20 protein-coding genes are annotated in these 18,763 nt (G+C 76.2%); 12 read left to right on the plus strand and 8 right to left on the minus strand.

Annotation, left to right across the window (positions count from 1 at the left end; translation table 11 throughout):
- The first annotated feature begins 37 nt into the window (after window positions 1-37).
- From EJA20_RS04625 to EJA20_RS04635, 3 genes are read left to right on the plus strand one after another with little or no spacing between them, the layout of a single operon-like run.
- Window positions 38-367 (plus strand): YciI family protein, encoded by a 330-nt coding sequence (locus EJA20_RS04625; protein WP_129336990.1) that lies wholly within the window; start codon window positions 38-40, stop codon window positions 365-367.
- Window positions 368-371: 4 nt separating this feature from the next.
- A complete protein-coding gene (locus EJA20_RS04630) occupies window positions 372-1,712 on the plus strand; it encodes an RNA polymerase sigma factor (protein ID WP_205687359.1) in 1,341 nt (446 codons plus the stop codon).
- The gene (locus EJA20_RS04635) at window positions 1,709-2,344 is read left to right on the plus strand and encodes a dihydrofolate reductase family protein (RefSeq protein ID WP_129336991.1); all 636 of its coding nucleotides are present in this window, start codon (window positions 1,709-1,711) and stop codon (window positions 2,342-2,344) included. The genes EJA20_RS04630 and EJA20_RS04635 overlap by 4 nt, the downstream gene beginning before the upstream one ends.
- On the opposite strand, the gene EJA20_RS04640 is transcribed toward EJA20_RS04635, so the two are convergent.
- Both EJA20_RS04640 and EJA20_RS04645 read right to left on the minus strand, forming a co-directional pair.
- Window positions 2,316-2,711 carry a nuclear transport factor 2 family protein gene (locus EJA20_RS04640; RefSeq protein WP_129336992.1) on the minus strand — a complete coding sequence of 132 codons (396 nt, stop codon included), beginning with the start codon at window positions 2,709-2,711 and terminating at the stop codon, window positions 2,316-2,318. The two genes, EJA20_RS04635 and EJA20_RS04640, sit on opposite strands and share 29 nt — an antisense overlap.
- 46 nt (window positions 2,712-2,757) lie before the next feature.
- On the minus strand, window positions 2,758-3,921 hold the full coding sequence (locus EJA20_RS04645) for a threonine aldolase family protein (protein WP_129337032.1): 1,164 nt from the start codon (window positions 3,919-3,921) through the stop codon (window positions 2,758-2,760).
- A gap of 7 nt (window positions 3,922-3,928) precedes the next feature.
- Between EJA20_RS04645 and EJA20_RS04650 the strand changes: the two genes are divergently transcribed.
- Window positions 3,929-4,447: a DUF6328 family protein gene (locus tag EJA20_RS04650; RefSeq protein WP_129336993.1), complete on the plus strand. Its 519-nt coding sequence runs from the start codon at window positions 3,929-3,931 to the stop codon at window positions 4,445-4,447.
- A 36-nt stretch (window positions 4,448-4,483) separates the two neighbouring features.
- Here the strand turns inward: EJA20_RS04650 and EJA20_RS04655 are convergent, their stop codons facing one another.
- From EJA20_RS04655 to ku, 3 genes are read right to left on the minus strand one after another with little or no spacing between them, the layout of a single operon-like run.
- The gene (locus EJA20_RS04655; RefSeq protein ID WP_129336994.1) at window positions 4,484-4,903 is read right to left on the minus strand and encodes a Fur family transcriptional regulator; all 420 of its coding nucleotides are present in this window, start codon (window positions 4,901-4,903) and stop codon (window positions 4,484-4,486) included.
- 50 nt (window positions 4,904-4,953) lie between these two features.
- Entirely contained in the window at window positions 4,954-6,045 is a 1,092-nt protein-coding gene (locus EJA20_RS04660) for a PHP domain-containing protein (protein ID WP_129336995.1), read from the minus strand.
- Between the two features lie 6 nt (window positions 6,046-6,051).
- Window positions 6,052-7,116 (minus strand): non-homologous end joining protein Ku, encoded by a 1,065-nt coding sequence (gene ku, locus EJA20_RS04665; RefSeq protein ID WP_129336996.1) that lies wholly within the window; start codon window positions 7,114-7,116, stop codon window positions 6,052-6,054.
- A gap of 122 nt (window positions 7,117-7,238) precedes the next feature.
- Between ku and EJA20_RS04670 the strand changes: the two genes are divergently transcribed.
- From EJA20_RS04670 to EJA20_RS04685, 4 genes are all read left to right on the plus strand, one after another.
- Window positions 7,239-8,207: an ATP-dependent DNA ligase gene (locus EJA20_RS04670; RefSeq protein WP_129337033.1), complete on the plus strand. Its 969-nt coding sequence runs from the start codon at window positions 7,239-7,241 to the stop codon at window positions 8,205-8,207.
- On the plus strand, window positions 8,204-9,148 hold the full coding sequence (gene ligD, locus EJA20_RS04675) for a non-homologous end-joining DNA ligase (protein WP_205687360.1): 945 nt from the start codon (window positions 8,204-8,206) through the stop codon (window positions 9,146-9,148). Before EJA20_RS04670 ends, ligD begins: the two co-directional genes overlap by 4 nt.
- Before the next feature lie 46 nt (window positions 9,149-9,194).
- Window positions 9,195-9,773: a Dps family protein gene (locus tag EJA20_RS04680; protein ID WP_129336997.1), complete on the plus strand. Its 579-nt coding sequence runs from the start codon at window positions 9,195-9,197 to the stop codon at window positions 9,771-9,773.
- Between the two features lie 133 nt (window positions 9,774-9,906).
- Window positions 9,907-11,028, plus strand: a complete 1,122-nt coding sequence (locus tag EJA20_RS04685) for an App1 family protein (RefSeq protein ID WP_129336998.1) — start codon at window positions 9,907-9,909, stop codon at window positions 11,026-11,028.
- A 59-nt stretch (window positions 11,029-11,087) separates the two neighbouring features.
- Here the strand turns inward: EJA20_RS04685 and EJA20_RS04690 are convergent, their stop codons facing one another.
- A complete protein-coding gene (locus tag EJA20_RS04690; protein WP_129336999.1) occupies window positions 11,088-11,285 on the minus strand; it encodes a hypothetical protein in 198 nt (65 codons plus the stop codon).
- Window positions 11,286-11,440: 155 nt separating this feature from the next.
- On the opposite strand from EJA20_RS04690, the gene mqo reads away from it, so the two are divergent.
- Together mqo and EJA20_RS04700 are read left to right on the plus strand one after the other, a co-directional pair.
- Complete coding sequence (gene mqo / locus EJA20_RS04695; RefSeq protein WP_276319522.1) at window positions 11,441-12,985, plus strand: malate dehydrogenase (quinone); 1,545 nt, start codon at window positions 11,441-11,443, stop codon at window positions 12,983-12,985.
- The gene (locus EJA20_RS04700) at window positions 12,982-13,320 is read left to right on the plus strand and encodes a hypothetical protein (RefSeq protein ID WP_240675042.1); all 339 of its coding nucleotides are present in this window, start codon (window positions 12,982-12,984) and stop codon (window positions 13,318-13,320) included. Before mqo ends, EJA20_RS04700 begins: the two co-directional genes overlap by 4 nt.
- A gap of 285 nt (window positions 13,321-13,605) precedes the next feature.
- Here the strand turns inward: EJA20_RS04700 and EJA20_RS04705 are convergent, their stop codons facing one another.
- Together EJA20_RS04705 and EJA20_RS04710 are read right to left on the minus strand one after the other, a co-directional pair.
- Window positions 13,606-13,887: a DUF2277 domain-containing protein gene (locus EJA20_RS04705; RefSeq protein ID WP_129337000.1), complete on the minus strand. Its 282-nt coding sequence runs from the start codon at window positions 13,885-13,887 to the stop codon at window positions 13,606-13,608.
- 94 nt (window positions 13,888-13,981) lie between these two features.
- Entirely contained in the window at window positions 13,982-14,773 is a 792-nt protein-coding gene (locus EJA20_RS04710) for an HAD-IIB family hydrolase (RefSeq protein WP_129337001.1), read from the minus strand.
- 313 nt (window positions 14,774-15,086) lie between these two features.
- On the opposite strand from EJA20_RS04710, the gene EJA20_RS04715 reads away from it, so the two are divergent.
- Both EJA20_RS04715 and EJA20_RS04720 read left to right on the plus strand, forming a co-directional pair.
- Entirely contained in the window at window positions 15,087-17,291 is a 2,205-nt protein-coding gene (locus EJA20_RS04715) for a glycoside hydrolase domain-containing protein (RefSeq protein WP_129337002.1), read from the plus strand.
- 88 nt (window positions 17,292-17,379) lie between these two features.
- Window positions 17,380-18,714 (plus strand): glycosyltransferase, encoded by a 1,335-nt coding sequence (locus tag EJA20_RS04720; protein ID WP_129337003.1) that lies wholly within the window; start codon window positions 17,380-17,382, stop codon window positions 18,712-18,714.
- The last annotated feature ends 49 nt before the right edge of the window (window positions 18,715-18,763 follow it).

The raw sequence follows: 18,763 nt of genomic DNA on the forward strand, positions 1-18,763 counted from the left end.
GGAGTGGCCGCTCGGGCCACGCCGAGGAGGAACGACCATGCAGTTCGTGCTGTTCATCTGCACCGACCCGACCGGGGAGCCCTACGACGAGACCGCGGACGACGTCGGGGCGTGGTTCACGGCCCTGCAGGAGCGCGGCACGCACCTGGCCGGGGACCGGCTGCGCCCCGTCGAGGACGCCACGACCGTCCGCGTGCGGGGCGGGGAGCGCCTGGTGACCGACGGGCCCTTCGCCGAGACGCGGGAGTGGATCGCCGGGTTCGACGTCATCGAGGTCGCCGACCTCGACGAGGCGCTCGAGGTCGCGGCGGCCCACCCGATGGCGCGGTTCGGGCGCATCGAGGTCCGTCCGGTCTGGCCGCTCTGACCCCGTGGAGCCCGCACCCCGCACCCCGACCGGGGCGACGGACCCGGTGGCGGCCGCCCTCGGCAGGGCGGTCGCCACCGACCACGCCCGGATCATGGCCGCCGTCCTGGCGACCGTCCCGGACTGGCAGCTCGCCGAGGACGCGCTCCAGGACGCGTGCGAACGCGCCCTGGAGGCCTGGTCGCGGGGCGGTGTCCCCACCAGCCCGGCGGGGTGGCTCGTCACCGCGGCCCGCCGGCGGGGCATCGACCTGCTGCGGCGCGGGCAGGGACGGGCGGCGACCCTGCAGCGGTACGGCACGTCGGTCGAGCGCGGGATGCTCGACACCGACCCGGAGCCGGAGGTCGGCGACGACCGGCTGCGGCTCGTGCTCACGTGCGCCCACCCGGCCCTCCCCCTCGAGGCCCGGGTCGCGCTCACCCTGCGGACGGTGCTCGGGTGGACCCCCGCCGAGATCGCGGCCGCGTTCCTCGCCACCGAGGCCGCCGTGCAGAAGCGGCTCGTGCGGGCCCGGGCGAAGATCGCGCACGCCGGGATCCCGTACCGCGTCCCGCCGCCGGAGGAGCTGCCCGACCGGGTGGACGGCGTGCTCGGCGTGGTCTACGTGGTGTTCACGGCGGGCTACGCCGGCACGGGGGACGCCGGCCTCATGACGGAGGCGGTCCGGCTGGCCCGGCTCGTGCGGGACCTGCTCGACCCGGCCCTGCCCGAGCGCCTGGAGGCCTCGGGCCTGCTCGCCCTCCTGCTGGCGCAGAGGGCCCGGCAGGACGCACGCCTCGACGAGCACGGCGCGGTCGTGCTCCTCGACCGGCAGGACCGCAGCCGCTGGGACCACGGCGCGATCGCGGAGGCGGAGCGGCTCGTCGACGAGGTCCTGCAGCTCGCGGCCCACCGCCGGCAGCCCGTGGGGCGGTACACGCTGCAGGCCGCCATCGCCCTCGAGCACGTCCGCCCCGCGACCGCCGACGCCACCGACTGGCCCCGCATCGCGCAGCTGCACGCCCTGCTGGCCCGGCTCGACGACGGGCCGGCGCAACGGCTCGCCCGGGCCGTCGCGGACGGCCGGGCGCACGGCCCCCGACGAGGCCTCGAGACCCTCGACGGCGTCCCCGAGGGCGCGCGCACGTACCTGTTCCACGCGGCCCGCGCCGACCTGCTGGAGGCGGCGGGCCGGCCCGACGACGCCCGCGAGGAGTACGGACGGGCCGCGGCGCTCGCGCCGGGCGACCTCGAGCGGACGGCGCTGACCGACCGGCAGGACGCGCTCGGCGAGGGGCGGGCCGTGGGGCGCCGGCGGACCCGCGCCGATGAGTGCGGCGCCGCCCGCGGGTCTGCACCGCCATGACCCGCGTCGTCGCCGACATCTCCGTCTCGCTCGACGGCTTCGTCACGGGGCCGGACCCCGGGCCGGACGCCGGCCTGGGAACCGGCGGCGAGGCGCTGCACATCTGGGCCTTCTCCGACGACCCCGACGACCGGCGGGTGCTGCGCGAGGCCACGGGGCGCTCCGGCGCGGTGGTCCTCGGGCGGCGGCTGTTCGACCAGGTGGACGCGCCCGGCGGGTGGGACGACAGGACGGGCTACGGCGCCGGGCTGGCGGCCCGCCCCGCCTTCGTCGTGGTGACGCGTTCGCGGCCGGCGTCGGTGCGCACGACGGACCTGGACTGGACCTTCGTCACGACGGGCCTGGCCGATGCCGTGGCCGCCGCCCGCACGCGGTCCGAGCAGGCGTCGGCCGAACGGGCTACTGACCTCGACGTCGTGCTCATGGGCGGCGGGGCGACCATCGGGTCGGCCCTGCGCGCCGGGCTCGTGGACGGGCTCCTGCTGCACCTCGCGCCCGTCCTGCTGGGCGGCGGCACCCCGCTCTTCCCGCCGGGCGTGCGGCGCACGCTCGTCCCCCGCTCCGTGGTGGCGACCTCGACGGCCACGCACCTCGCGTACGACGTCAGGGACGCTGGACGTAGTACTCGGTGAATTCCCGGCAGCGTCCGCCGTCGTCGAAGCGCATCACGAAGCAGTTGTCGTAGACGCGGACGACCGGGCCGTCCGCGGTGTCGCGGTAGCTCGACGTGCCGGTCGCGACGACGACGTCCCCGTCCACGGCGACCGGCGCGTACGACGCCTCGTACGTGCCCGGCGCGTCCCGGTCGGTGGAGCCGTCGGGGCGGGCCTCGCCGAGCCAGTCCTGCACGACCGCCTCGCGCCCGACCACCGGGTCCTCGTGCGGGTGGTAGCGGTAGAGGACGTCGGGCGCGAAGAGTGCGCCGATGCCGTCGCGGTCGTAGGAGAGCCAGGCGGCCACGTACCGGTCGAGCCAGGCCTGCGCGGCGTCGCGGTCCATGCCACGACGGTAGCCCCGTGACGCGCCCGGCCGCTGCCGGCGCTCCTCAGGCCGCCGCGGACTCCCCCACGGCGGACGCGACGAGCGCGACGAAGCGGTCCACGTCCTCGGGGCGGGTGTCGAAGGAGCACATCCAGCGCACCTCCCCCGTGGCGGGATTCCAGTCGTAGAACCGGACGTGCTCGCGCAGGCGGTCGGCGACGCCCGCCGGGAGCACCGCGAAGACCGCGTTGGACTGCACGGCCTGGGTGACCCGGACGCCGGGCAGGCCCGCCACGCCGGAGAGGAGGCGCTGCGCCATGGCGTTCGCGTGCCGGGCGGAGGCGAGCCACAGGTCGCCCTCGTAGAGCGCGACGAGCTGCGCCGAGACGAACCGCATCTTCGACAGCAGCTGCATGTTCATCTTGCGCAGGAAGTCCAGGCCGGGGGCCGCGTCGGGACGCAGCACCACGACCGCCTCCCCGAACAGCAGCCCGTTCTTCGTGCCGCCGAGGCTCAGCACGTCGACACCGGCGTCCGTCGTGAAGGCCGCCAGCGGCACGTCGAGGGAGGCGGCCGCGTTGGAGATGCGCGCGCCGTCGAGGTGGACGGCCAGGCCGAGGGCGTGGGCGTGGTCGGCGAGGGCGCGCACCTCGTCGACGGAGTAGGCCGTGCCGAGCTCCGTCGTCTGCGTGATCGTCACGACGCCCGGCTGCGCGCGGTGCTGGTCCCCGAAGCCCCACGCCTGCCGGTCGACGAGCTCGGGCGTGAGCTTGCCGTCCGGGGTCGGCACGGTGAGGAGCTTGAGGCCGCCGACCCGCTCGGGCGCGGCGTTCTCGTCCGTGTTCACGTGCGCCGTCTCGGCGCAGATGACCGCGCCCCACCGCGGCAGCATCGCCTGCAGCGACAGGACGTTCGCGCCGGTGCCGTTGAAGACGGGGAAGGCGAGCGCCGCGGGCCCGAAGTGGTGCCGCAGCACCTCCTGCAGGCGGGCGGTGTACACGTCGGCGCCGTAGGCGGGCTGGTGGCCGCCGTCCGCCGCGGCCACCGCGGCGAGGACCTCGGCGTGGGCACCGGCGTAGTTGTCGGAGGCGAAGTCGCGGTGGTCCGTGTCGTGGAGCGGGTTCACGCCCCCATCATCACCGGGCGCGGGCCGTGCCCGGTGCACCCGGCCCGTCGGAGGGCTCGGGACGGGCGACGACGTGCGGCGGCCGCCGTCGCGCGGCACCATCCCAGCCATGACGCACGCCGCCCGCGAGACCTACCCCACCCCCGAGGGCTGGGACCCCAAGGGGCGCTCGGAGACGTACGTCGAGCGCATGGACCGCAACTGGGACGAGCTCATGCAGGAGCTGCGCGTCACGCAGACGGGCGCGCAGATCCTCGTCGGGTTCCTGCTGACGATCCCGTTCCAGCAGACGTTCGCGGACCTCGACGACTACCAGCGCACGCTCTACCTCGTGCTCGTGGTGCTGGCCGTCACCGGCACCTCGCTCATCATCGCGCCGGTCGCGATGCACCGGGCGCTCTTCCGCAAGGGGCGCAAGCCCGAGCTCGTGCGCTGGGCGAACGTCTTCGCGCGGTGCGGGCTCGTCGTCATCGGGACCGTGCTGGTCGGCGTGCCGATGTTCCTGTTCGACATCGTGGTGTCGCGGGAGGCGGGGCGGTGGGTCGCCGGCGCGCTCGCCGTGCTGCTCCTCGCCGTCTGGTGGGCGCTGCCGACCGGCCTCCTCCGGCGGGGCGACCCGACGCCCTGACGGGCCCGGCGCGCGGTCCCGTCGGGCGAGGCCCGGTCAGGCGGGGTGCTCGGCCGTCTCCTCGGCCCGGCAGCTCTCGCACGTCCCGACGAGCTCCATGGTGTGGTCCACGTCGGCGAACCCGTGCGCCGCGGCGACCTGGGCCGCCCAGGACTCCGCCGCCGGCCCGTCGATCTCCACCGTGCGGCCGCAGCGCCGGCAGACGAGGTGGTGGTGGTGGCTGCCGCGCCGCTCGCACCGGCGGTAGACGGCCTCCCCGTCGGCGGAGCGCAGGACGTCGACCTCGCCGGCGTCGGCCAGGTGCTGCATCGCGCGGTACACGGTCGCCAGGCCCACGCCCGAGCCGCGCACGCGGAGCAGCTCGTGCAGCTGCTGGGCGGAGCGGAACTCGTCGAGCTCGTCGAGCAGCCCGACGATCTCGGCGCGCTGCCGGGTCTGCCGGGCGACGACGGCCATGCGGGGGACCTCCGGGGGCGGGACGGGCGGGGCGGGCGGGACCAGATCCTTCAGCGCCCGCGGCGCGCGAGCAATTCCTCGGGGCCGAGCGCCGTCACCACGCGCTCCGGCCCGATGCCGTGCTGCACCGCCCGGATGCAGCCGGCCAGGAGCCAGCCGAGCTGGCCCGGGGCGTGCGCGTCCGTGTCGATGCTGAACACGCAGCCCGCCTCCAGCGCCACGTCGAGCAGCGCGTGCGGCGGGTCGAGGCGGTCGGGCCGGCAGCTGATCTCCACCGCGACCCCGTGCTCGGCGCACGCCTCGAACACGGCACGGGCGTCGAAGGTGCTCTCGGGGCGGGACCGGCCGTTGACCTGCCGCCCGGTGCAGTGGCCGAGGACGTCGGTGTGCGGGTCGCTCACCGCCCGGACCATCCGCCGGGTCATCGCCGGCGCGTCCATGCGCAGCTTGCTGTGGACGGAGGCGACCACGACGTCGAGCCGCTCGAGCAGCTCCGGCTCCTGGTCCAGCCCGCCGTCCTCGAGGACGTCGACCTCGATGCCGCGCAGCACCCGGAACGGCGCGACCGCCCGGTCCAGGGCCTCCAGCCGTGCCATCTGCGCCCGCAGGCGCTCGGGGGACAGGCCCCGGGCGACGGTCAGCCGCGGCGAGTGGTCCGTGACCGCGAGGTAGTCGTGCCCGAGGCCCATCGCGGCCAGGACCATCTCCTGGACGGGGACGCTGCCGTCGCTCTCCTCCGTGTGGCTGTGCAGGTCGCCGCGCAGAGCCGCGCGCAGCTCCCGGGCGCGGGCGACCGTCGCCGCGTCGGGCTCGGGCGCCCCGTCCACCTGGGACGGCGGCAGCGCCTCCGCCTGCGCCTCGAGCTCCTCGAGGGTCGGCACCGGCTCGCCGCGCAGCACGAGCGCGACCACCCCGGCGGTGCGCGCGCCGACACCGGGCAGCTCCTCGAGCCCGTCGCGCGCGGCGAGGGCCCGCAGCTCCTCCCCCGGCTGCCGCTCCACCGTCGTCGCGGCGGCCCGGTACGCCTTGGGCCGGTACGACGAGGCGCGCCCCTGCTCGAGGAGGAAGGCGATGCGACGCAGCGCGGCGGCCGCGGCGTCGCGGGCGTCGTCCGGGTCGCCGGTGGGCTCAGCGCGTGCCACGGGGCGTCAGGACGCCTTCTTCCGGGTGCGGCGGGGCGCGGCCTTGGGCGCCTCGTCGTCGTCCTTCGCGTCCTTCGCCGCGTCGTCCGCGGGCTTCGCGGCGGCCTTCGACCGCGACGACCGCGCCTTCGGCGCCGGGGCCCCGTCGGCGTCGTCCTCCGCACCCGCGGCGCCCCGGCGGCGGGTCCGCGCGGGCGTCGTCGCCTTCTCGGCGTCGTCGTCGGCCCGCGCCTCGGTGGCCGTCGCGGTGCCCGCGGAGGACGCGGCGCCCGCCTTGCCGCCGGCCCGCGCCTTCTCGACGCTGCGCTGCAGCGCGGCCAGCAGGTCGACGACCTCGCCGCCGCCGTCGGACGGGGCCGCCTCCCCCGCGGCCGCCGGCACGGGCTGGGTGCGGCCCTCGGTGACCTTCTGCTCGATGAGCGCGGTGAGCGCGGCCTCGTAGCGGTCGTGGAACTCGGAGGTGTCGAAGTCGCCCGCGAGGGACTCCACCAGGGAGGACGCCATCGTCAGCTCCTGGGGGCGGACGTTGACGTCCGCGTCGAGCACGGGGAAGTCGGCCTCGCGCACCTCGTCGGGCCAGAGCAGCGTCTGGAGCACGATGACCTTGCCGCGGACGCGCAGCACGGCCATGGACTCGCGCTGGCGCAGCGCCACCTTGACGACGGCCATCCGGTCGGAGGCCTCCAGCGCCCCGCGCAGCAGGGCGTAGGGCTTGGCGGCGGTCTTGTCGGGCTCGAGGTAGTAGGTGCGGTCGAGCAGGATCGGGTCCACCTGCTCCGCGGGCACGAACTCGAGGACCTCGATCTCGCGGCTCGTCGTCAGCGGCAGGTTCGCGAAGTCCTCGTCGGTGAGGACGACGAGCTCGCCGTCGGCCGTCTCGTAGCCCTTGGCGATCTGCGCCATCTCGACGGGCTCGCCGTCGACGCTGCAGACCTTCTTGTAGCGGATGCGGCCGCCGTCGGCGCGGTGCACCTGGTGCAGGGACACCTCGTGCTGGCCGGTGGCGGCGTAGAGCTTGACGGGGACGTTGACCAGCCCGAAGGCCACCGCGCCCTTCCAGATCGGTCGCATCGGTCCCCTCCGTCGCTCGCCGCCCGCGGCGCGGACGTGCGTCATCGTGCCGGGGGCGTGCGCGCGCGCACCGACGGCGCGCCGCACGGACCCGCTGTGGGCAGGATGGACCCGTGGAGCCCATGCTCGCCACCCCGGCGACCAGCCCGGACGGGGCCCTGCGCGGCGTGGGCGACCTCGTGCCCGGCTTCCCCCGTGGCCCGGGGTGGGCCTTCGAGGTCAAGTGGGACGGCGTGCGGGTGCTGGCGGACACCCGGGGCGCCCCGGACCGGCCCCTGAGCCTGCGCAGCCGCAACGACCGCGAGGTCTCGGCGGCCTACCCCGAGCTCGCCGGCCTGGCCGCGCTCCCCGGGGCGGTCCTCGACGGCGAGGTGGTGCTCATGGACGCCGGCGTCCCGTCCTTCACCGCCCTCGCGGAGCGCATGCACGTGCGCGACCCGCGCCGGGCCGCGGAGCTCGCGGCGGCGCGGCCCGTGACCTACCTCCTCTTCGACGCCCTGGCGCTCGGGGGCAGGAGCCTGCTCGAGGAGCCCTTCGACGAGCGGCGCCGGCTCCTGGAGACCCTCGACCTCCCCGCCCACGTGGCCCTCTCCCCCGTCTACCCCGACGCCGACGAGCTGTGGGCCGTCACGCGGCAGCACGGGCTCGAGGGGGTCGTCGCCAAGCGCCGGTCGTCGCGCTACCTGCCCGGGCGCCGGTCGACGGAGTGGGTCAAGGCCGCCCACCGGCGCACCCGCACCGCGGTGGTCGGCGGCTGGCGGGAGGAGACCACCGGCTCCGGACGCCTCGGCGCGGTGCTCCTGGGGGCGCCCGACGCCGACGGCGCCCTGCGCTACCTCGGCCGCGCCGGCAGCGGGCTCACCGGCGCCGTCGCCGCGGACCTGCGCCGCGCGCTGGAGCCCCTCGCGCGGACGGGGCCGCCGTTCACGGACGCCGTCCCCGCCCTCGACCGGCGCGACGCGCACTGGTGCGAGGCGACGGTCCTCGTCGACCTCGTCTACCTCGCGCGCACCCCGACGGGTCGCCTGCGCCACCCCGTCGTCCGCGGCCGCCGCGACGACGCGGCCGCCGACCCCTGGGAGACGGCGTGAGCCCGGGCGCGGAGGCGGGGGCCCTGCGGGTCGCCGGGCGGGACGTGCGCGTCACGCACCTGGACAAGGTCCTGTTCCCCGCGACGGGCACGACGAAGGCCGACGTCCTGGCGTACGTCGTGCACGCCGCCGCCGCGCTCCTGCCCCAGCTGCACGAGCGGCCCGTGACCCGCGTGCGCTGGCCGGACGGCGTGGCCGGGGAGCGGTTCTTCGAGAAGAACGTGCCGCGCGGTGCGCCGGACTGGGTCCGCCGCCGGCGCCTGCCCGCCGCCCCCGGCTCGGCGGAGGACGAGAGCGGCCGGCCGACGGGCCGCGACGAGGGGACGGTGCTCGAGCTGCCCTTCCTCGACGACGCGGCCGGCCTCGTGTGGGCCGCCAACGGCGGCGCCCTCGAGCTCCACACGCCGCAGTGGCGCGTCGGCCCGCGCGGCGGCGTCCGGCCGCCGGACCGGCTCGTCGTCGACCTTGACCCCGGCGCGCCCGCGGGACTGGCGGAGTGCGCCCGGGTGGCGCACCTCGTCGCGGACCGCCTGCGCCAGGACGGGCTCGCGTGCGTCCCCGTCACCTCCGGGAGCAAGGGGCTGCAGCTCTACGCGCCCCTGCCGCGGCACCGGTCCGTCATGGCGGTCCACGCCTACGCGCGGCGCGTGGCGCAGGAGCTGTCGGCCGCGCACCCCGACCTCGTCACCGCGGTCATGCGCAAGGACGTGCGCACGGGCAAGGTCCTCATCGACTGGTCGCAGAACCACCCGTCGAAGACGACCATCACCCCGTACTCCCTGCGCGGCCGCGACGTCCCGCGCGTGGCGGCGCCGCGGCTGTGGGACGAGGTCGGGCCGGACCTGGAGCAGCTCGGCCCGGACGCCGTGCTCGCGCGGCTCGACGAGGGGCTCGACCCGTTCGCGGGCACCGACGCCGGGATGCGGGCCGACCCCGGGTGAGGCACGGTGGGACCAGTCCCCATCGCCGAACGGAAGAGGAGCAGTCATGGCTCGCACGTCCCTGCCCAGCTACACCATCCCGACGATCTCCCCCGAGGACGGCGCGCAGGTCGCCGACGTCCTCCAGGGCCGGCTGCACGCCCTCAACGACCTCCAGCTCACGCTGAAGCACGTGCACTGGAACGTCGTCGGCCCGCACTTCATCGCGGTGCACGAGATGCTCGACCCGCAGGTGAAGGCCGTGCGCAAGATGGCCGACGAGACGGCCGAGCGGATCGCCACCCTCGGCGCCTCCCCCAAGGGCACGCCCGGCTCCATCGTCGCCGAGCGCAGCTGGGACGACTACTCCCTGGGCCGCGACGGCGCCATCGCGCACCTCGGCGCCCTGGACCTCGTCTACACCGGTGTCATCACCGACCACCGCAAGGCCATGAAGGCCACGGAGGAGGTCGACGACGTCACGAACGACATGATCATCGGCCAGCTGCGCGAGCTCGAGCTGTTCCACTGGTTCGTGCGCGCGCACCTGGAGAACGCGGGCGGCCAGCTCGCCACGGGCGACGCGAGCTCCGAGGTCGAGGCCTCCGCGGACGCCACCGCCATCACGGGCGACCGCGAGCGGTGAGCAGCCGGTGACCACCGGCACGCCGGACGGGACCGCGCACGACGGGACCGGGACCCCCGCGGGTCCCGGTCCCGTCGGGCGTACGGCCCCCTCCGCGCCCTTCCCGGCTCCCCCCGCGGCGGCCGGCCCCGCCGTGCCCGTGCCGCCCCCGTCGCCGGGCTCGGCCACCTCCCGGCGGCCGCACCGCGCCGCCCGCGTCGAGGACCGGGTCAACCGCGCCGTGGTGCGGGTGCTGCGCGGGCGCGGGTGGACGGAGCGCGTCGAGGCCTACGCCGGCTACGGCGGGCCCGGCTGGGTCCGGGTCATGGCGCGCGTCGTGCTCGCCGCGCCCGTGGTGCAGGACGACGAGCTGCCGGGCGCCGGGTCGGCCGAGCAGACCGGCGCCGAGGAGGCGCCGCGGGTGCGGGGGTGGCGCTCGTTCCTCACCGCGCAGGTGCCCGACGGGCACCTCGTCGCCCACGTCGGCGGCCTCACGCACCGGCTCGCCGGCGACCGCGGCGGCTACGTCGACGCCGTGGTGCCCGCGGACCTGCCGCCGGGGTGGCACGACGTGCCCCTGGAGTCCTCCGACGGGCGCTCGAGCACTGCCCGGGTCCTCGTCGTGGCCGCGGAGCAGCGTACGGGGCTCGTCAGCGACATCGACGACACCGTCATGGTGACGCGCCTCCCCCGGCCCCTCGTCGCCGCGTGGAACTCCCTCGTCCGGTCCGAGGCCGCCCGCGAGACGATCCCCGGGATGGCCGACCTCTACGCCGGGATCACCGGCGGCGACCCGGGCGTGCCGGTGGTCTACCTGTCGACCGGGGCGTGGAACGCCGCGCCGGCGCTCGCGCGCTTCCTGCGCCGGCACCGCTACCCGGCGGGCCCGATGCTCCTCACGGACTGGGGTCCGACGAACACGGGCTGGTTCCGCAGCGGCAAGGAGCACAAGGTCGCGCAGCTGGAGCGCCTCGTCGCGGAGCTGCCCGACGTCCGGTGGGTCCTCGTGGGCGACGACGGCCAGCGCGACCCCGAGGTCTACTCCGGCGTGGTGCAGCGCCACCGCAGCCACGTCCGGGCCGTCCTCATCCGGCAGCTGACGTTCGCCGAGCACGTGCTGGCCCACGGGGCACCCGTGCCGACGCCCACCCCGCGGCGCCGCGGCCCCGGCGGCACGGTCGCCCTGGCGCCCCGCGCCGACGACGTTGCGGTGCTCCAGGGGCCGGACGGCGACGCGCTGCTGCGCGAGGCGCGGGAGCGCGGCCTCGTCGGCTGACCCGCGGCGCCGGGTGGGGCCGAGAGAGGCCGACCGGCCAGGCGGGCGGGTCTGGTCGGTCAGAGGCGGTCCGGGTCGTCCCACTCGTCGCCGGCGGCGAGCGCCTCGTCGTCCGGCTGGAGCTCGGCAGCCCCGAGGGAGCGCGGTGCGCGGCGCGGGTCCCCGCCCGAGCGGACGTCCGTGCCCTCCGTCCGGGGCTCCGGCGGGGCGATCCCTTCGGCCGACGGGTCCGAGGTCAGATCACGGTGCGTGCCCATGCGCCGATCATCCCCCGGGGACGGCCGTCGCGGCACCCCCGACGCGCGGCCCGCGACCCGGTCCGCGGCGTCGGCTGTGACGGGCCTGGTGGAGGTGACGAGGGGCGCACCCGTCCCGGGCGGACCCCGCTTTCCCGGGCATCTACCATCGGGGGGTGACCTCCCAGCACGACGTCGTGGACGTCGCCCTCGTCGGCGGCGGCATCATGAGCGCCACCCTCGGCGCGATCCTCGCCACCCTCGAGCCCTCCTGGACGATCCGGGTGCTCGAGCGGGAGGCCGAGCCGGCCACGGAGAGCTCGAACGCCTGGAACAACGCCGGCACCGGTCACGCCGCCCTCTGCGAGCTCAACTACACCCCCGAGGGCCCCGGCGGCACCGTCGACATCTCCAAGGCGGTCGTCATCAACGACGAGTTCCGCCTCTCGCGCGAGCTGTGGGACCGGCTGGAGCGGGCGGGCCGCCTGCCGGCCGGGTCGCCGTTCCTCAGCGTGACGCCGCACATGACGTTCGTGCGCGGGCGCGAGAACGTCGAGTTCCTGCGCCGCCGCCACGACGCGCTGCGCCGGCACCCCTCCTTCGCGCGCATGGAGTTCTCCGACGACCCGAAGCGGATCGCCGCCTGGGCCCCGCTCGTCATGGAGGGCCGCGTGCGCAAGGAGCCCGTGGCGGCGACCTTCGCGCCGGAGGGCACCGACGTCGACTACGGCGCGCTGACCCGCCTCATGCTCGACGACCTCGTCGCGCGCGGCGGCCGGCTCGAGACGTGGAGCGAGGTCACGAAGCTCAAGCGCCGTGGCGACGGCTGGCGGCTGACGGTGGCCGACAAGCGCTGGAACGGCAGCGGCACGCGGACGCTCGACGCCCGGTTCGTCTTCGTGGGCGCCGGCGGCGGCGCGCTGCACCTGCTGCAGAAGTCGGGCATCCGCGAGGCGCAGGGCTACGCCGGCTTCCCCATCAGCGGCCAGTTCCTGCGCACGACGTCGCCCGACCTGACCTCCCGGCACCACGCGAAGGTCTACGGGAAGGCCGACATCGGGGCGCCGCCCATGTCCGTGCCGCACCTCGACACGCGCGTCGTCGACGGGCGCCCCTCGATCATGTTCGGCCCCTACGCCGGGTGGAGCATGAAGTTCCTCAAGGGCGGGTCGTGGACCGACCTCCTCACCTCGATCCGGCCGCGGAACCTGTGGCCGATGGTGCTCGTCGGGCTGCGGAACGTCGGGCTGCTGAAGTACCTCATCAGCGAGGTCACGGCGGGCGAGGAGAAGCGCCTGCAGGCGCTGCGCGCCTTCATGCCCACGGCCCGCGGCCGGGACTGGGAGCTCATCACCGCCGGCCAGCGCGTCCAGGTCATCGCGCCCGACGGCGTCCTCAAGTTCGGCACGGAGCTCATCACCGCCGCCGACGGCTCCATCGCCGGCCTGCTCGGCGCGTCCCCCGGCGCGTCCACGGCCGTGGCGACGATGGTCGACCTGCTGCACCGCTGCTTCCCCGAGCGACTGCCGGCCTGGACGCCCGTGCTGCACGACCTCATGCCGACGCTGGCGGGGTCCTCGTCGGGCACGCCGTCTGTCGCCGGCGGCACCGGGGACCAGCCGCGCTCGGGCGACGCCGACACCGCGCTGCAGCCGCCCGAGGACGCCGACGGCGTCGACGGCATGGCCCGCCGCGGGGTCCGCGAGGGCGCGCGCCGGTGACGCCCCCCGGCGCGGCCGGGGACGCGGTCGCCGTGCCCGAGCCCGTGCCCGAGCCCGTGCCCGAGCCCGTGCCGGGTGCCGACCACGACGCGACCGAGGCGGTCAGCGCCGCGATGCGCCGGGCGAAGGTCCGGGCGTCGACGGAGCACACCACCGTGGGCGACGTGCGCCGGCTGCCCGACGGACGCGTGTCCATCGCCTGCGCCTGCGGCATGGACCTCGTCAACGGGCCGACCTGGTCCCTCGACGAGCACATCCGGCTCCACCGCGCCGAGGCCCGCTACCTCGCCCTCGCCGCCGTGGCCCCGCCCGGCATCCCCCGCCTGGTCCCCTGACCGCGGTCCCCCGCCCCCGGTCGTCCCCCTCCGGCCTCGCTGCCTCCGGTCGCCCCCTCCCGACCAGATGCCCGTGCGGACCGCTCGACGAGGACGCGAACCGACCCGAGGAGGCATCTCGTGCCTGGACAGGCGTCCGGGCGTGGACAGGCCGGCGTAGACGTCCTGCCTCTCCTGTCCCACGAGATGCCCCTTCCGGCCGCTCGACGAGGTCCGGGACCGACCCCGAAGGACATCTCGTCGACCGGGGGGGGGCGCGACCCGGGCGAGGAGGCCGGGCGGACGTCAGGCCGTGGCGCGGGTGGTGGCGGCGATGCGGGCGCGCACCTCGGGGCGGCGCAGGGGCGGCAGGGTCGGCGGCGGGACGCGCCGGGCGGGCAGGTCCTGCAGCAGGGTCGTCGTCGCCGCCGCGATCGCCGCGACGGCCACGTCCATCGCCTCCCGCGTCGCGGCGCTCGGCGCGGTGACGCCCGAGACCTTCCGCACGTACTGGAGGGCGGCGGCATGGATCTCCTCCGCCGTCGCCCCGGGCTCGAGACCGCGCAGCATCGTGATGTTCCGGCACATGCCGCCACGGTAGGACGCCGCAGCCCCGGGCGGCACCCCTCGCGGGGGCCGGCCGGGGCCGGGGCGGTGCTGTGTACGGCGGAGCCGTGAGGGCTCAGGCCGTGGCGCGGGCGGCGCGCAGGCGCGGCAGGAGCTCGCCCTCGAGGTAGGCGGCGGTGTCCTCCCAGCCCTCCACCGCGTGGCACGGGACGCCCAGCGCGAGGACGGGGTAGTCGTTGCCGGCCTCGTCGAGACGGTCCCCGACGAAGAGCATCTCCTGCAGGCCGACGCCCGTGAGCTCCGCCAGCCGGTTCATGCCGTAGGCCTTGTCGATGCCCTTGCGGGTGATGTCGACGGACGTCGAGCCGCCGGAGCGGACCTCGAGGTCGGGCAGCAGCTCGGCGACGGCCGCGCGCAGGGTGCTCTTCTTCTCGCCCGTGGGGTCCCACGCCGACTTGGCGGCGACGGGGGCCGCCTGGCCGAGGGCCGAGAACGTGATCTGGCTGCCGCGGTCCTCGAGGATCGGGCCCCAGGTCTCGGACTCCCAGAGCCCGTGCGCCTTCGCCTGCTCCTCGACGGCGCGCAGGGCACGGCTCTTCTCGTCGTCGGAGAGGTTCTCGGCGTACTGCTGCACCCAGTCGCCGTCGCCGAAGCGCCAGTACTGCGTGCCGCAGGTGGGCATGAGGTGGAGCCGGTCGAACGCGTCGGCGGCCTCGGCGGGGAGCCGGTCGACCAGCTGCATGCGGAACTGGCCGAACTGGCCGCCGCTGATGACGCACACCTCGGCCTCCGCGAGCAGCGCGACGAGCAGGTCGGCCATCCGCGGGTCCAGGGGGCTCTTCGACGGTGCGAGCGTGTCGTCGAGGTCGAACGCGACCAGGCGCGGGGCCGTGGGCTCGGTGGACACGGGGCGGGCACCTCCGGGGTCGGGACGGCGACCGCTGCGGCCGCCGGCGCCCGACCCTAGCCTGCGACGCCCACGCCGACGGCCCCCGCCCGGGGTGACGTGCGTCCCGCCCGCCCCCAGCCCCTGGTCACCGGTGGCCGGCCACCGTACGGTCGTCGCGCCGCAACCTCCTGGACACACGCGGCCCCTACCGTCTGCCCCTCGGGACGGTGGGCGTCGTCCGGGAGGACGGCCGCCGACGCGGTCCGGCAGCGACGCCCGAACGGCCCGGTGACCCGCGCGGCACCCGCCGCGACCGACGGTGGGAGGTGCGGTGCTCGAGGACGTCGACCCCTTCATCGGCACGCAGGCGACCGACCTGCCGGCGCCGCAGGGCCTGGCCGCGACCTGGTGGTGGCCGAAGCCGCAGGTGGGCAACACGCACCCGGGCGCGACCTACCCCCTCGGCATGGTGTCGGCCTGCGCGTACTCCGGCGGCTACCCCACGGGCTACGGCCGCTACGAGCTCAGCACCGAGGGCCTGCCGCCGTCCCTCTACGACCGCACCGTGGCCTCGGGCTTCACGCACTTCCAGCAGTCGGGCACCGGCGCGATCCGCAAGTACTACAACTACTTCCGCGTCACGCCGATGCTCCAGCCGCTCGACGACCTGGGCCAGCACTGGGAGGTCACCGACGAGGTCGCCGAGCCCGGGTACTACGCGTGCACCCTCGCCTCCGGCATCCGGTGCGAGATCACGGTCGGCCCCAAGAGCGCCGTGCACCGGTACACGTTCCCCTCCCACCGCGACGCCCGGGTGGTCGTCGACCTGTCCATGGGCGGGCTCGTCATCCCCTACGGCCGCACCGTCCCCCTGCGCGCGCACCTCGACCTCGTCGGGCCGGGCCAGGCGCAGGGCGAGATCCGCGTCGAGGGCGCGCCGCTGGCGCTGCACGTGGAGTGCGACGCCCACCCGTGGCGCCAGATGCTCTGGTACGACCGCCGCCTCATGCCCGGCGGCACGCGCCTGGACTTCGACCGCATCCGCCCGACGACCCTGCGCACCTTCGGGTTCATGTGGGCCGGCCCGTCCGAGCCGGGGCAGACCGTCGAGCTGCGGTTCGGCTTCTCCCTGCGCGGGGTGGAGCAGGCCCGCGCGAACCTCGAGGCGGACGTCGGCGGCGGCGGGTTCGACGAGCGCCGCGCCGCCACGGCCGCCGTCTGGCGCTCGCACGTGGACGCGGTCCAGGTCGACACGCCGTCGGCCGAGCGCCGCACCGTGCTGTCCACGGCCGTCTACCACTCGCTCATCAAGCCCTGCCTGGCGCGCGACGAGAGCCCCTTCTGGCCGAGCCCGGGCCCCTACGCCTTCGACCTCGCGACGATGTGGGACGTCTACCGCACGCAGCTGCCCCTGCTCACGGCGCTGCGCCCCGACGCCGCCGTCGAGCTCGCGACCGCCCTGCTCCACATCGCCGAGGAGGAGGGCAACCTCCCCATCGGCTACCGCATGGCGCGCGGGGCCGACCGGTTCTCCCGGCAGGGCAGCGCCCTGTCGCACACGTTCTTCGCCGACCTGTGCGCGCTGAACCTGCCCGGCATGGACTGGGACTGGGCCCTGGTGCACATGCACAACGACCTGCGCCGCACCTACGGCGAGGACTTCCTGCTCCGCGGGCGGGCGCACCCCATCAGCCACACCCTCGACCTCGCCTTCGGCTACTGGTGCAGCGCACGGATCGCGGCACACGTGGGCGACCGCGCGCTCGTCGACCAGTTCGTCCCCCTCGCCGAGCGCTGGCGCAACGCCTACGACCCGTCGACGGGCCTCCTGCGCGACTCGGAGTTCTACGAGGGCGGCCGCTGGAACTACTCCTTCCGCCTCCAGCACGACATGGCCGCGCGGATCGCGCTGGCCGGGGGCGACGAGCCCTTCGTCGCCCTGCTCGACCGCTTCTTCGGCTACGGCGCCGACCCCGTCCGGCAGCCCGGGCTGGCGCCGTCGGTCGAGGAGCTCGCCGACGGCTACGCGCTCGACCGCTTCGAGGGCCTCAACAACGAGCCCGACATGGACGCGCCCTGGGCCTACCAGTACGCCGGCCGGCCGGACCGCACGGCGGAGGTCGTCCACGCGGTCCTGCACCAGCAGTTCGGCACCGGCCGCGGCGGCCTGCCGGGCAACGACGACTCCGGCGGCCTGTCCTCCTGGTACGTGTGGGCCGCGCTCGGGCTGTTCCCCGTGGCCGGGCAGGACCTCGTGCTCCTCAACGCCCCGTCCTACCGGGAGTCGCAGCTCGCGCTCGGCTCGGGCGCGACCCTGCGGGTCACGACGGACGGGTTCGTCGAGCCGGAGCCGGACGGTCCCCCGCAGCACGTGCAGCGGATGACGCTCGACGGACGGGCGCTGGACCGCGGTTGGATCACCACGTCCCAGCTCCACGCCGGTGGGCACCTGCACGTGGAGCTCGGGCCGGAGCCGTCCGGGTGGGCCGTGCGGCAGCGGCCGCCCTCGACGCCGAGCCCCCTCAGCCCTCGGTAGGCGCCGGCCACGCGGCCGACGCCCTCCCCGTCCCGCCCCCGCCGGCCCTCCCGGGCCGGCCTCCCCTCCGACGACCCCGAGGAGCGCCATGACCACCGCCTCCCCCGCCGCGCGTCGCCCGACCCGCCGCCTCGTCATCGTGGTCCGCGCCGACCCCGTCATCTGCGGCCACTCCGGCGAGGCCCGCAACCTCGCCGAGGCCGCGCTCGACCGCGGGTTCGACGAGGTCCGCATCGTCACGTGGCCGCTGGACGTGCTCGAGCGCTCCGGCCTGCCCCTGAAGCCGCTGGACCGCGTCCTGCCCTACCGCGACGGCGTCGTCGTGGAGCGCCCGGCCCCGGTCGGCGACTACAAGGTGCCCGACGGCCGCTGGCTGGCCGGGCTCACGGGGCGCCTCGTCGAGCTGTTCACCGACGGCGTGCCGACCGTCGCGATGTCGCTGTACCTGAGCCCGCACGCCGTGGCCGTCGCCGACGCGGCGCGGATCGCCCGGTCGTCGGGCCTGCCCGTCGACCTCGTGACGGTCGCCGAGGCCGTGGGCTCCGACGTCACGAACGTGGTCCGCGCCGCGGTGGCGCAGGACCGCTTCGGCGCCGCCGCGCACGTGCTGACGGCCTACCTCGAGCACGACGTCGTCCTCGCCGTGTCGCAGTACACGCTCGACCTCGTCGTGCAGGAGGCCGGGGCCGTGGACGCGCGCCACGGCACGACGTACGCCACGCGGCTGGCCGAGCGGCTCCAGGTGTCCTACCCGGCCGTCGACGTGCGCCCGTACCTCCACCTCGAGCCGGCGCGCACGGCGGAGGTCCTCGCCTCCCGCGGCCTCGAGCGCGACGGCTACGTGCTGTTCCTCTCCCGCCTCATGCCCGCCAAGGGCGTCGACGACCTCATCGAGGCGTTCGGCCGCTCGCGGGCGAGCACGGAGGTCGGCCTCGTCATCGCCGGCACGGGGCCGCAGGCGGGCCTCTACCGCGAGCTGGCGGGCCGCTCCCCCGTCGCGAGCCGGATCCGGTTCCTCGACGACGTCGACGACGAGGAGAAGCGCCACCTCATGGCGGCGTGCGCGGCATTCGCCCTCCCGACCAAGCCCCTGCCGGAGTTCGTCGAGACGTTCGGCATCGCGCTGACGGAGGTCATGCTCTCCGGCGGCGGCCCGGTCATCACGACGACGACCGGCGGCGTCGGCGAGGCCGTCGGCGACCACGCCCTCGTCGTGCCCGTGGAGGACCCCGACGCCCTGGCGGCGGCGATCGACCACGCGGTCCTCGGCCTGTCCGAGGCCGCTCGCGCCGAGCTCTTGACGGACGCGCGCGCCTACGCCGAGCGCTTCGACCGCGCCCCCGTCCTCGACGCCATCCTGCGCCAGGTCGACGCCGTCGCCGCGCACCGGGCGGCGGTGCGCGCCGGGGAGCTCGTCGGGTGAGCCGGCGGCACGACGTGCCGCCCGGGTGTTCCGGACGGGGGTCCTCGGT

This window comes from Cellulomonas endophytica (assembly GCF_004123805.1).
GTDB lineage: Bacteria > Actinomycetota > Actinomycetes > Actinomycetales > Cellulomonadaceae > Cellulomonas > Cellulomonas endophytica.